We start from the raw sequence: 14385 nt of genomic DNA on the forward strand, positions 1-14385 counted from the left end.
GATAAATAAAATCCTAGTAGTTTTTTATTTAAAATGTTATTCTTTTTATAATTATTTTGATAGTTATAGCAGAATTAGTTTATATTTAATAGATAAGATAGTAAAATTGTAATAAAAACAAAAGAAGTTAGGAGATGTTATGAAAGATACTTGGAAGGAAAAATGGAGTGAGGATTTAGACTTTCTTAAGGATAATCTAATTAAAAAGCATAAAAATTTATTTTTTAAAATAAATTTTTATGAATTTAATGAAATGATAGAAAAACTTAAAGAAGAAGTAGATAATTTAGAATATGATGATATGAAGGTTGAGATAAGCAGAATAGTTGCAGCTGTTGGTGATGCACATACATCTGTATTATTTCCAGTTAATAAATATTTACCAGTTAAATTTTATTGCTTTGATGATGGAGTTTATATAATTAAGGTAAGTGAGAATTATAATGAATTGCTATATAAAAAGGTAGATTATATTGAGGGTATTGCTATAGATGAAGTGTTATCAGATTTATCTAATATTATTTCACATGAAAATGAATTCTTATTAAAAGCACAATTAGCTAAATATTTGCAAGCTGTAGATGTTTTATATGGACTTTACATATGTAATGATAAAGAAGAAGTAAAGATAACAGTAGAAGGAAAAGAAATATCTTTAAATACAGTTTCACCAGATAAATTAAAGTATATAGAAGTTACCAAACTACCGATATATGCAAAAAATAGTTATAGTAACTATTGGTTTGAGAAAATTAATGATGAAATATATATTAAATATAATAGTTGTAGGGAAGATGGAATAAAAACCTTGAATGAAAAGATTAATGAAACTATAGATTTTATTAATTATAACAATATTGCGAAAGTTACTATTGATTTAAGGAATAATTTAGGTGGAGATTCTACATTAATACAACCTATTATAAATTTTATAAAAGGTAATGATAAAATAAATAGAAAAGAGAACTTAAAGATTATTATAGGTAGGGAGACTTTTTCATCAGCCTTATTAAATGCATATGAATTTAAATTTGATACTAATGCTGAAATAATAGGTGAACCTTCTGGTGGAAAGCCAAATTGTTATGGAGAGATACTTAAGTTTACATTGCCTAATAGTAGGTTTATTGTAAATTATTCAACTAGATATTATAAGTTAATAGAAGATGATACTATATTAGCTTTGTATCCAGATATAAATATTCAAGAAAGTATTAGTGATTATTATTAATTTATGATGAAAGATTAGATAGGAATTAAGTTTAATTTGGAGGTACATAAAATGGATGGTACAAGAAGAAGTAATATAAAAATAGGATCGAAGGTGTTAGTAGTTCAAAAACAAGATCAAAGAACGGGTAAGTTAACAGAAGGAATAGTTATGAAGATACTAACAAAATCTCTAGAACATCATCATGGTATTAAAGTTATGCTTGAAGATGGCATTGTAGGTAGAGTAAAAGAAATATTAACTTAATAGGTTTAGTCTTAACTGTTATTTTGTATTACTGAAAATAGTGAGGATATAAATATGGATTATGTTAGATATATAAGAGAAAAAGTAGGTCATGATTCAATAAATTTAACTGGCGTAAATGTGTTAATAATAAATGAAAATAATGAAATATTATTACAAAAGAGAGGAACCTTTCCATATAAATGGGGATTGATAGGTGGAATTACAGAGTTAGGAGAATCTCTTGAGTCTACTGCAGTTAGAGAGACAAAGGAGGAGTCAGGATTAGATATAAGGGAATTAGAGCTTTTAGGAACAACATCAGGTGAGAATTGTTTTATAGAATTTCCTCATGGAGATAAGGCATTTTTTATAACGATAGGATACGTATGTAAAAGCTATAGTGGTGAATTAAGTATGGATAACTTTGAAACAAAAGATTTATGTTTTTTTAGTTATGACGAATTACCGGAAAATATACCTAGAAGTCATAAAGTATTTATAGATAAATATTATAGTTTATAAATTATAATTAGATAAAACAGTAATTAAAAATGAACATTATGCTTCTAAGGTGTAGTACATAAGATTACTTCAATAATAATAATATTATTATTATTGAAATTAACCAGGGAAAACTTTTGTTTTCCCTGGTTAATTTTGCTTTGATTAAATAGAATCATCAGTAAGGTTACCAATATCCAAGTTGCCATTACCAGAAATATTGCTAAGAAGTCCTGCAAAATCAGAGTTGGAAAAATTAGAGTTAGAAAGGTTGGGACTATTAAAGTTATTATTACCATAGTTTCCAATATTAAAGTTGCCATTATTAGAGTTATTAGATCCGATATTATTACACCAACCATTACTAAATCCACTGCAACCAAAGACCTTATTATAATCACCCCAAAAACTACCAGGCCCAAAGCCACCACCAAATATAAAGAATATTATTAGTGTATAAAGCCAAGAGTTATTAAAAGCTGATGCATTATTACAAGGGTTATAGTAATTATTATTACAGCAGGAGGAGTCATTATCACAATTTCTTAACATGTATATCATCTCCTATCATTAGATTTTATAATATATACTATTTATAAAAGAGCAGTTTGTTTAAATTATTTTAAGTATATAAATATAAGTTATAATTATAATGAAGAGTTATAAAGCAAAAGGTAATGAATGAGAGGGAAATTATGCAGATAAATAGATTATTTGAAATTATATATATTCTCTTAGAAAGGAAAATTGTAACAGCAAAAGAATTAGCAGAAAGATTTGAAGTGTCACAAAGAACTATTTATAGAGATATCGAAATACTTTCTACCACCGGAATTCCAGTATATATGACGAAAGGAAAAGGTGGGGGGATATCAATATTACCGGAGTTTATATTAAATAAAGCTGTGTTAACAGAAGAGGAAAAGTCAGAGATATTATCATCAATAAAAGCAGTTAATGCTATAAGTTTTAATGATGCGGAACCAGAAAAGGTAATTAGAAAGTTAAATAATATCTTAGGTGAAAATGATACTGATTGGATAGAGGTTGATTTTTCAAATTGGGGTAATGTAGAAAGAGAAAAAGAAACCTTTTATAATGTTAAATATGCAATATTAAATAAGAGAATAATTAACTTCCAGTATATGAGTGGGAGGGGAGAAAATATTAATAGAAAAGTATACCCATTAAAGTTGTATTTTAAGGGACAAAGTTGGTACATATATGGATACTGTAAAATAAGAAGTGACTATAGGTTTTTTAAACTAAGAAGAATAAAGGATTTAAATATTTCTAAAGAAACTTTCAATATTGAAGTACCTAAAACTATAATGAAAGAAGAGAATATTTATGAAGGTGAGTTTGTAACTTTAAAAATGAAGATTTCTTCTAAAATGGCATATAGAGTATATGATGAATTTGAAAGTTTCAAACAGTTACAGGATGGAAGTTTTATTGCAGAAATAGAATATCCAAAAGGTCAATGGATATTTAGTTATATATATTCATTTGGGGAAGAATGTGAAGTTTTAGAACCAGAGGAGATAAGAAAAGAAGTAAAAGATAAAATAAAAAAAATGATTTTAAAGTATTCTTAATATGACATATTGCTGTCATATTAACCTAAGTATAATAATCTTATCAAATATATGGAGGTTATTAATATGAATTATGAAATTGTAAATTTAGAAGAAAAGATAATAGTAGGGGTTAGTGCTATTACAAGCAATGAAGATCCTAAGATGGAGAAAGTTATTGGGGGGCTTTGGGAAAAGTTATATCAAGATGGAATTAATAAAATAATAAAAAATAAAGTAAATGAATATGCAATAGCTCTTTATTCAGATTATAAAAATAATAAATATTGTGTTACAGTAGGTAATGAAGTAACAAGTGTAAAGAACGAAGAGCTTACAGTAAAAAAGATTCCAGCAGGAAAGTATGCTAAGTTCTCTATAGAAGGACATATGCAAAAGTCAGTTTCAAAAGCTTGGAATGAGATTTGGCAAATAGATTTAGATAGAAGTTATAAGGCTGATTTTGAAGAATATTTAAATTCAGATTTTGATAATGCTAAAATAGATATTTATATTTCTTTAAATTAAATTTATATTTAGAAACTGTAAAAGGAGATTAAAGTTATATGCATGAGGTTATTGCAAAAGGAATATTATCTAGAACTAATGGAATGAATATTTATAGAGGATGTACTCATGGATGTATATATTGTGATGCAAGAAGTATTTGTTATGGAATGGATCATGTTTTTGAAAATATAGAAATTAAAGCTAATGCACCAGAGTTATTAGAAGATGCACTTAATAAAAAAAGAAAGAAATGTATGATTGGAACAGGTGCAATGAGTGACCCATATATTCAATTAGAAGAAAAGGTTAAAAATACAAGAAAGTGTTTAGAGATAATTGAAGAGCGAGGATTTGGACTGGCAATACAAACTAAATCTAATAGAATATTAAGGGATTTGGAATTATTAAAAAGTATAAATAATAAGGCAAAGTGCGTTGTGCAGATGACATTAACAACTTATAATGAAGATTTATGTAAAATAATAGAGCCTAATGTTTCTACAACAAAGGAACGTTTTGAAGTGTTAAAAATAATGAGGGATAATGGAATTCCTACAGTAGTTTGGATATGTCCTATATTGCCATATATAAATGATACTGAAGAAAATATAAGGGGAATATTGAATTATTGTATAGAAGCTAAAGTTAAAGGAATTATAGTATTTGGTATTGGTTTAACATTAAGAGATGGAAATAGAGAGTATTATTATAAAAATCTAGATAAGAATTTTAAAGGTTTGAAAGAAAAATATATAAGTAGGTATGGGAATAGTTATGAAGTAATAAGTGAAAATCATGAAATATTAATGAAAATTATTAAAGAAACCTGTAAGAAGAATAATATTATTTTTGGGCTGGAGGAAGTTTTTGAATACATGAAAACTTTTGAAGAGAAAAATAATGAAATTCAAGTAAGGTTTGATATATAGTCTTAGATATGAGATAAGAATATATTTTAAAATAGAAAATGATTATAGCAATAAAGTTATAATCATTTTCTATTTTGTATTAGTATTAATAAATATAATGCTAATACATGTTTTTAAATACATTTAGCACATTTAACATACCATAACCCCATTGAGGATTAGGATAAATATCACCAATTCTCATTGATACACCGCGTATGATATAACTTTTTAAGGTTTGAGAGTGAATATCAGGATTATTACCATCTATTATTCCCCATTGAAGAATCATGGCACAAACTCCTGTTACTATTGCAGCAGCAACACATGTACCGTTAACAATAGCAGTTTTATTATTGGATGTAACTGTTAAGGCATTAACTCCTCCAGCAGCAACATCAACAGTACTAATAGAATTTATATCAGGAGACATACCTGAATAACTTAATGTATTATTATTATTTTGATTGTAAGCAGCCACAGTAATTGTGTAATCAGAGTTACCAGGGTTAGTTATCGTATTATAAATATCAGATGGGCTAAGTCTAGTATTATCATTTACTAAACCTTTCTGAGAAATCCAAATATTAAAATGAGCATCTAAAAGAGAATTTCCTATAAGCCTTAATTTCCATATACCAGGTTGTAAATCGTAAAAACGAACTCTTATAAGTTCATCACCTGTAATTTCTTCAGGAATATAATAATTTGCCTTAATGAAGGTTTTTTCAAAAATATAAGTATAATTAATTGTTTTATTTATTTGAGAGTTGAGAACACCACTATTTTCTCCAGAGGGGGAGATTATGTCCAATGATACTATATTTGGCACATCAACCCATATTTCTAACCATAAATTTTTTTCTTCTGGAGGTATATCTAAATCAATTACTTTAATTGGATCACTTTCAGTAAGTATTCCAGAAGCATGGTTTCCAGTATTTCTTTCATTTCCTGTAGGCGTTATTATTGCAATTTGGGCATTAATACAAATAAAGTCAATAAATTGATCTAGTATTCCATTTCCCTTATGAGTTCCTAAGTTACTACCTAAAGGTAAATAAATTAATAAGGGTTTAGAATTATTTAATGAGTATTCATATAAAAATTCTAAGGCTGCAAATAGTGATGATACATTATATACAGGAACAGAGCCTCCAAAGGATGATTTATATCCAAAATCTTCAATTAATTTAACTACAATGAATCTACATTCATTAGCAACTCCTTTAAGTTTAGGATTTTTTCCAGAAGCACCAATTATTCCTGCCATTTCTGTACCGTGACCAAAGTCATCTTTACTTGGAACTATTGAATAGGGATCATTTCCTTTAAAAAACTCATCTATAGCCAACTGTATTTCATTATTTTCATATATTGTACCAAATGGAATATTAATATCTTTAATAGGTTTAGTAGATTTTATTGTTTGATCCCAGATTAAATCTACTCTAGATTTCTTAAATTCATCCATAAACTCTTCATTTAAATAATCAATACCAGTGTCTATTATTGCTACATCAATACCTTTACCGGTTAATTTTAAAGGTAAATCTAACTGTAAAAAGTTTACTTGGGATGCTTCAATTGGAGAAATCTCTTGTAATGTATACATAGCAGAAGGTTTTATATAAACTATAGTTGAAAATTTGAAACCATCATCAATAATATCAAGCTTTGCTTTGGGAATATATAGTATTGCATATTTATCATTAATAATGTTTATAAATAAATCAGGATAAGCTTCAAATTCCTTTATAATATCACCTTGGTATTCTATTAAATAATTAAAATAGTCAGGATTACTTATATAATTATCTATTGAAAAATTTCTTTTCATAAAATCCTCCTAAGTATTTATTGGAATTCTTATAAATAGATTATTAATACTATACTCTATATACTCTGAATCAACTATATTAGAATCAGATCTTATACTCATAAGGCTATTTAATTGAGTTTGATTATTATATATTTTTGCTATTGAACTAAAGGTTCCTAATAAATTTAATTCTCCGTATCCTAAATCTTTATTAGGATACTTATAATTAGGATTTCTTAATGTACCATAAATAAGATAGCTTCTAATTTTATTTGAATACATACTTATATCATTACTTTTAAGTATTCCCCACTGAAGGAGTAGAGCACAAACACCAACAGTTATAGCCGTAGCTGCGGAACTACCAGAAAGTGTAGTAGAGCCGCCACCGGGCTTTGTTGTTAGAACATTTACTCCTATAGTAGCTATGTCAGGTTTAATTCTACCTATATTATAATCCCATCCTTTACCGGACTCAGCTAAAACTACTTGGTTTTCTCCATAATATGCAACTGAAACTGTATTTTGAGCGGTAGAAGGAAGCGTTAAGGTAGTAGTATTATTGGGTTCCATAAACACTAAACCACTTGGAAGGGTTATATGTGGTGGTAGCCATATATCATATCTACCACCAATTATATATTCACCAATTAATTTGATCTTCCATGATCCAGGTTTTAAGTTTTTAAATTGAATGCTAATTACATTAGATCCCGTAAAGTTATCTGGAAGACGATATGAAACAGTAATTTCTGTTGAAGTGAAAACAAATTTATATTTTTCAATTTTATTTATTTTAGACTTTATAATTTGAGATGATTCTCCAGTAGGTGATATAATTTCAACTGAAGCGCTATTAGGTTTTTGTATCCAGATATTAAAACTAAGATGTTTAATTGCTCTTGGAATTTTTAATTCTTGAGTTGATATATCATTTTTAGATTTTATATATCCAGTTGTGTGACCTTCAGCAGCACCTTCATTTCCCACACCTGTAACTAAGCAAAGCCCCCTTATTAATGCAAGTGAATTTAAATAGCGGCTAATAAGGTTTCTACCGTCATGGCTACCTTCAGTTGAACCAAAGCCTGTATAGATAACCATGGCTTTATTTTTTAATTTAAAGAATTCTTTTTTTAAAAACTCTAATCCAGCAACACATTCTGAAGTATTATAAATAGGCACATCATCTATTAAGTTATCCTTTAACATAGACTTAAAATTAGTAGATTCCATGAGCTTAACAATTATGAAATTACATTTATGAGCTACACCTTGAAATTCGCTGGTAGTACCCCTAGCACCTATAATTCCAGCTATTTTGGTACCATGTCCACGTTCGTCTTTAGTTGGAACAATGCTATACGGATTTTCATTGTTTTTATAAGCTTTTATAGCTGAATTTATTTCTTCATTACTATAAACCTTACCTATAAACACATCTGAATTATTATCAGAGTTATCTTGAATATTTTGATCCCATATTTTTAAAATACGAGAAGTACCATCTTCCCAAATAAATTCTTCATTTAGATAATCAATGCCGGTATCAACAATGCCAATTGTAACACCATAACCATCAAGATTTAAATAAGGGTTTATTTTTATGTTATTAATATTATCCACATAAGTTGGTGATATATTTTGTAGTACTACCATCATTCTAAAATCGATGTAAACTATTGATGGAACATCTTTTAAGAGTCTTTCTCTATCTTCAGGTAGAAAGGATACAACTGCTAAGGTACTAGAAATTATATCTCCAGCAGCATAAGAAATTTTATCTATTTCTTCTTTAAAGTTGCCTCTATATTCTACTAAAAAATTCTCAGTCAATGGATCGAAATAAAAAGACTTTTTATTATTCATTATGGTATCTCCAAAACTTAATAATACTTAATATATTAAGTTAAATCTCAATTAATGAATTAAATTTATAGATTAACAAATACTACAATTAGAATTTAAATTATTGTGAAATCATAAGTTATAATAGATATTTATAGGAGTTAACATAATAATGGTATTAAAAAAAATAATATTAAAGGTTCTAATTTTCCACCTGCTTTTTAGTGGGTTTATAAATAATTTTATGAATGTATATGGTATAACTATTTCAGATAAACCTATAAATGCAAGTGTATTACTATATACATATAAAGATAAATATATAAGTGAAATAAAAGAAGAGCTTGAGAAAATTGAAAATAATAATAAAGATAAAATAAGTTTTAATTTTTATGATGCAAATAAAAGTCAAGAGTTGCAAAATAAGCAATTAGAAGAAGTACTTAAAAATGGAACTGATATAATATTATTAAATATGGTAGATATAGGTTATGATAAATATTTAGTAGATAAAATTAAAGGACAAAACATACCAGTAATATTTTTTAATAGGGAACCATTTTCTTTAGTAAACATAAAATCATATGGAAAAGCAGTATTTGTGGGTAATGATTCAGAAGAGGCAGGAATCTTACAGGGAGAAATAATTACAGAGTTATGGAAGAAAAATAAAAAAAAATTTGATAGAAATGATGATAATATACTTCAGTATATTTTTATCAAGGGAGAAAAAAATAATTTAGATGCAAAACTAAGAAGTGAGTATGTTATAAAAACTATAAATAAAAATGGTGTTGATAATATTGAAATTGCATCTGAATTTTGTAATTGGGATAGGGATATTGCTAAAAATATAGTAAAATCACTTTTATTACAGTATGGAAACTCTATAGAAGCGATTATTTGTAATAATGATGAGATGGCAATAGGAAGTGTAATTGCTTTAGAGGAATTTGGATATAGTTCAAAAGAAAAAGTTATTATTGTTGGAGTAGATGGTACAGAAGAGGCTATAAACCTAATTAAACAAGGAAAGATGTCTGGAACAGTTGTGCAGCAACCATATAAAATGTCAGATGCATTATATAAAATATCTATAAATATGGTAGAAAGAAAACAACCACTTGAAAATACAGGATATAGTTTTGATAGTAGCGGTATAGGAGTACGTATACCATATACAAAATATATTATAAATGAACAGTTATTAAAATAAAGGAACTAGTAGAGTAAACTATTTATAAGTAGTTTACTCTACTAGTTTTTTATTTTAATTTAAATTCTCATTATCAAGTAACTTAAATAAAGTATATTAATTTCATTTTATAAGTAATGATATGAAAACTAGGAATAAATGTTCAAAGTGAAAAATTAGTTATATTAAATAAATTTTTTCATAATAATATATCCAAAATGCTTGTAAAAATAGTATTAAACTACAAAGCCAGACTGCTTTAATGCTTAATATAAGCGATATTAAAGTTCCAGGAATAGAGCCAAAAGCAAAAGAAAAGGTGAGAATTGCAAAAGTAATTAATTTTTTTAATGATTCCTTATTTTTCTTATCTAATGCACTAAATAGTAGTATTCCAACAGTTCTAATATTGCCAGTACATATAGTTGTATTAAATCCAGTTCCAAGACAATCTCTAAATAAACATAATTGATATCCCATAAGAAATGATACTAAATTGGTAACTATAACATCTGGAAAAGATTTAGGAATTAATCCTATTAAAAATAAAGCAATGCTTTCTAAAATAAGAGCAAATTTTCTCCAATCACCTTTAAATTTAAAAGTGGTAAGTATAGCTCTAAGTAATTCACTAAATGCAGCACCTAGGATACAAGTCATAATAGGAAGAAAGTAACTTAGTGCCTCTAACCACTCTCCAAGTGCAATATTAATTCCTAATTTAGACATATTAGCAGTATGCATATTAGCTAATATATTATTTCGTGTTATATAAGTATATCCATTCATATATCCACCAACAAAAGTAGTTATTATAATAAATAAAGGCTTTTCCCAAGGGAATAATTTTTTATTGCTATTTTTCATATTACTCAACCTTTTTGCAATTAAATAATAAACATCTAATATAGTATGCCTTAAATTAACTTAGTATAATCAATAAAATAGTTTTAAGTTGAAAATGTTTGTTAGTAATAAAAAAGCGTAGTTCCATTATGATGGATTTACGCTTTACTTATTTTTATTAAAATGGATCAGGATCTATATTTAATACTGTTTTTTTTGGATAAGGACTAGTTTTAGATTGTGCAGTTACAGTAAAGTCATATCTAGAGCCTAAAGATTGACTAGATGGAATAACAGTTGTAATTTTAATAACCTTACTTGTATTTGGAGCTAAGCTTGCCAGTATGGCCAAATCATCCTGATAAAGTGTATTGGCAGGAATATCAGCTATTTTTACATTATCAATATATAAACTATAAGGGAGAGAAACCTTTTGAATTATTAAAGTAAAATCATCATACCCACCACCGGTATTTTGAAAGTAGTCAAGAATAATGGCTGTATTTCCAGGGGGAGTAACAATAAATGCTGTTGAGTCATTTATTTTATATATAGGGTTAGGGTTTAAGGAAACTCCAGGAGGTAATACACAATTTAAGATATTGCTTGATTCACCACCATATACTTTAGTAGTAGATATATCATTATAATATGAAGTAACAGTAGCTTGAGTATTTATTGTAGTTCCAACTCTAGATGATGCTTGAGGTTTTACAGTAAATAATATATATCCAGATTGAGAAGGAATTAATTGAGGGATAGTTATAATAATATTTTTAGATGTAGGATTATAAGCTGCAGTACATAAACTTGTTGTATCAATTGAATAGAATACAAAGTTGATATCAACAGGAATAGTTAAGGTTCCATTAAGAAGATTAATAGCACTATTATTTTGGAATATTAATTTAAATTGAAGTAGTGAGTTAACATTTATATTAGCATTTGAAGTATAAGTTGTGGAATTTGTTTTATCGGTAACACTTAGGTTCATTAATATATTAGGATGATTTATTGTTAAAGTTAAGCTTTTGATAATTGTAGAGTAACTACTGCTTTGAGCTTGTTGATACAAGCATTGAAGAGTATTAGTTTGTGTTGATGTTGTAGTATTTAGTGTTTTAGTTGAATTAGTTATTTTAGCTGTAAAAATATAAGTTATTGTTTGAGAAGATGACCTAGCATCAATAGTTCCCTCAGTAGGAAAAGTAACTACATTTGAAGATACATTAGGAGTAATAGTTATATTATTTCTATAGGATGGGCCTAAATAATTTTGTCCACCATTTGGTAAGATGTCTTTAGCATATAACCCATAAACAATAGTACCTTGAGGAACAGTAATTGAAAGTGTATAAGTTATTAGAGAGCCTACTTTGAAAGTACTGGTAAAGTTAGTTTTTGTAAGTGCAATAGCTAATGAAGAAAGTGAAACTGAAGCACTTTTATTTAAGTTGCTATATTGAAAATTGGTACTACTAGCATTATAAACTTGAGAGTAAGGATTAGTTGTAGTAGCTGTAGTAGTTATAGTAACTCCAGGGGAAAGTACTGAGCTTATCGTAACTTTATAAGACAAGGTTATAAAAGTCCCTGGGGCTAATTTATTTATATAAATTACAATATTATTTCCTTGGATAGTAGGTGAATTATAGCTACCAGTACCAGTAATATTTATACTACTTTGATTAAGAGTAAACCAACTAGCTGATAAAGTATCATTAAGTGTAAAGTCAAAAGCATCTGTCTCAGTACCAAGATTACTAGAATTACTAATTGTAACTGTATAGGTGTATATTTCATTTGATTGTATAGCACTTTTATTTGGACCTGTTACAGTTTTTGTTAAAGTTAAGTTAGGAGTACCTATATTAAAATTAACTTGTGCTCTAGTGCTATAAGCATAACCATAAGTGTTTATACCTTTTAATTTCATTAAATTTGCATTTTGAGCAGAAGAACCTAATAAAGCAATAGGGACTTTAAAATCAATTGTACCAGAAGAGAGTCCTGCAATATCTCCATAATTAAAATCAACTCCATGAGGGCTTATTAGTTGTGGAGATACAGTTGGTGTGATACCAGTATATATATAGTTAAGACTAGTTATTGGATCAGCAGATAATGGGAAAAAGTCATCTATATATACTTGTTTTTGGATAGCCTGCAAAGTTGAAGCACTATAAGTTAGTAAATATTCAGCTAAATCACCGGGAGCTAAAGAATTTATTGCTTTAGGAGTTCCATCCTTATAATAACCTTTAACAAATTGTTTAGTTATACTTCCAATACCTATACTAGAACTAACATTAGTATTATCAGTTGCTGTAGAGAGTAGTGAAACAAGAGTACCAGAAATATCTGTAGTAGCTAAAAATGGATCAGAAGCAACTACAGGTAAATTAAAGTGTTGACTATCAAATTTATATCTATAATAACTATCTACCTTGGCACTGAGTGTAACAGTTTTTGAAGAGTTTGCAGTAGCTAAAGAAAAATTATAGGTTATATAGTATCCTTGCATAGTAGGATCATCTACCGCAGAGATTGGTATAGATGAGCTTGAAATATAAAATATTCCATCAGGTAAGAAATAATTAACAATGATATTTTGAATATTATAATATTGTCCTACTTTATATACATAGATGTAGGTTATAGCTGTTTGTACATCGACTATTGACTTACTAATAGAGGTTGTTATTATTAAATCCATAGCTGAAAATCTACAATTACTATTGTAAGTTGAATTAATAAGTGGATCAGCAGAAGTCATATTAATTGACATATTTAGAGTAGTTCCATGAACTATTAAATTACCTTGATTACTATTATATTTATTCCATATAGCATAACTAAATATTAAAGTAGTACTACTACTAATTGATAAATTAATATTTCCCCAATAAAGTTGGGTATAAAGTTTACCGTTTATATTTACTAAGTTTACAGTAGGTGCTGAGAATTTAGATGCATCAGTACCAGAAAGGTTCATATTACCTATATATCTTATACCATCATCTAATAATATAGTTATATTTACTAAAGAAGCAGAAAGTGAGTTATTAGTAAATTTACAAGTTGCTGTAGTTACTTGAGTATAATCAGTTAATGAAGCTGATGTTCCAGCACCTTTTAAAACTTTAGAAGATGTAGTAATTATTCCTGTAAACATAGTAGTTATATAAGTCATAGAAATTTGTTGAGTAAGCACTTGATTACCTATATCGTAAAATCCTCTAGGCATAGTATCTACTTGGCAAGAAACTGTTATTCCGGAAAAATTATATCCAAAAGGAATTACAGTTCCATTTTTAAATTTAGTATTACATTTTACTGTAATGCTAAATACAAAACTGATTTCCATAGGTGCAATGTCTTTTAGATTAACCCAGGAATAAGTAATGCTATTATCAGCATTAGTTACACTAGAGGTTTGGGTTACTGTTGATGCTGAGAGTGCCATACCATCAGGTAAAGTAAGTTTAATGTCTAAATTATATAATCTTTGACTAGAACTAAGATTTTGTATATTTATATTAAATGAAGATGTATTTCCTATTATAATTGGGATGTTTTGAGTATTACTAATATTCAGATTTAGTATATTAGAAGGCATAATAGATCACTCCTTAAAATTTATTCATTATATTATATTTAAGGTTCAATAATTATGTTACGTAAAGAATAAAAAAAATGTCTAATATACAATAATTTTG

At 27.3% G+C, this 14385-nt stretch carries 12 protein-coding genes; 7 read left to right on the forward strand and 5 right to left on the reverse strand.

What is annotated here, in order from left to right:
* Window positions 1–139 precede the first annotated feature (139 nt).
* The 3 genes from I4V51_RS14425 to I4V51_RS14435 are packed head-to-tail and all read left to right on the forward strand — an operon-like array spanning window position 140 to window position 1981.
* Entirely contained in the window at window positions 140–1231 is a 1092-nt protein-coding gene (locus I4V51_RS14425) for a S41 family peptidase (protein WP_195989133.1), read from the forward strand.
* A gap of 51 nt (window positions 1232–1282) precedes the next feature.
* Window positions 1283–1477 (forward strand): YwbE family protein, encoded by a 195-nt coding sequence (locus I4V51_RS14430; RefSeq protein WP_195989134.1) that lies wholly within the window; start codon window positions 1283–1285, stop codon window positions 1475–1477.
* 54 nt (window positions 1478–1531) lie between these two features.
* On the forward strand, window positions 1532–1981 hold the full coding sequence (locus I4V51_RS14435) for an NUDIX domain-containing protein (RefSeq protein ID WP_195989135.1): 450 nt from the start codon (window positions 1532–1534) through the stop codon (window positions 1979–1981).
* 144 nt (window positions 1982–2125) lie between these two features.
* On the opposite strand, the gene I4V51_RS14440 is transcribed toward I4V51_RS14435, so the two are convergent.
* Window positions 2126–2512 (reverse strand): hypothetical protein, encoded by a 387-nt coding sequence (locus I4V51_RS14440; RefSeq protein WP_195989136.1) that lies wholly within the window; start codon window positions 2510–2512, stop codon window positions 2126–2128.
* A gap of 143 nt (window positions 2513–2655) precedes the next feature.
* Between I4V51_RS14440 and I4V51_RS14445 the strand changes: the two genes are divergently transcribed.
* The 3 genes from I4V51_RS14445 (at window position 2656) to I4V51_RS14455 (ending at window position 4976) form a co-directional block, all read left to right on the forward strand.
* Entirely contained in the window at window positions 2656–3558 is a 903-nt protein-coding gene (locus I4V51_RS14445) for a YafY family protein (protein ID WP_195989137.1), read from the forward strand.
* Between the two features lie 66 nt (window positions 3559–3624).
* Window positions 3625–4065, forward strand: coding sequence for a GyrI-like domain-containing protein (locus tag I4V51_RS14450; RefSeq protein WP_195989138.1), 441 nt, complete (start codon window positions 3625–3627; stop codon window positions 4063–4065).
* Window positions 4066–4103: 38 nt separating this feature from the next.
* On the forward strand, window positions 4104–4976 hold the full coding sequence (locus I4V51_RS14455) for a radical SAM protein (protein WP_195989139.1): 873 nt from the start codon (window positions 4104–4106) through the stop codon (window positions 4974–4976).
* A 100-nt stretch (window positions 4977–5076) separates the two neighbouring features.
* Here I4V51_RS14455 and I4V51_RS14460 read toward each other — a convergent pair whose 3' ends face one another.
* The gene (locus I4V51_RS14460; RefSeq protein ID WP_195989140.1) at window positions 5077–6795 is read right to left on the reverse strand and encodes a S8 family peptidase; all 1719 of its coding nucleotides are present in this window, start codon (window positions 6793–6795) and stop codon (window positions 5077–5079) included.
* 9 nt (window positions 6796–6804) lie between these two features.
* Complete coding sequence (locus I4V51_RS14465; RefSeq protein ID WP_195989141.1) at window positions 6805–8646, reverse strand: S8 family peptidase; 1842 nt, start codon at window positions 8644–8646, stop codon at window positions 6805–6807.
* A 151-nt stretch (window positions 8647–8797) separates the two neighbouring features.
* Here I4V51_RS14465 and I4V51_RS14470 point away from each other — a divergent pair, with 151 nt between their 5' ends.
* On the forward strand, window positions 8798–9841 hold the full coding sequence (locus tag I4V51_RS14470; protein WP_207745976.1) for a galactose ABC transporter substrate-binding protein: 1044 nt from the start codon (window positions 8798–8800) through the stop codon (window positions 9839–9841).
* A 159-nt stretch (window positions 9842–10000) separates the two neighbouring features.
* Here the strand turns inward: I4V51_RS14470 and I4V51_RS14475 are convergent, their stop codons facing one another.
* Window positions 10001–10687, reverse strand: a complete 687-nt coding sequence (locus I4V51_RS14475; RefSeq protein WP_195989142.1) for a YoaK family protein — start codon at window positions 10685–10687, stop codon at window positions 10001–10003.
* A 157-nt stretch (window positions 10688–10844) separates the two neighbouring features.
* Window positions 10845–14285, reverse strand: coding sequence for an isopeptide-forming domain-containing fimbrial protein (locus I4V51_RS14480; protein WP_195989143.1), 3441 nt, complete (start codon window positions 14283–14285; stop codon window positions 10845–10847).
* Window positions 14286–14385 lie beyond the last annotated feature (100 nt).

Origin of the sequence: Clostridium sp. D53t1_180928_C8 (assembly GCF_015667795.1) — a bacterium.
In the GTDB taxonomy this organism is placed as follows: Bacteria; Bacillota; Clostridia; order Clostridiales; family Clostridiaceae; genus Clostridium.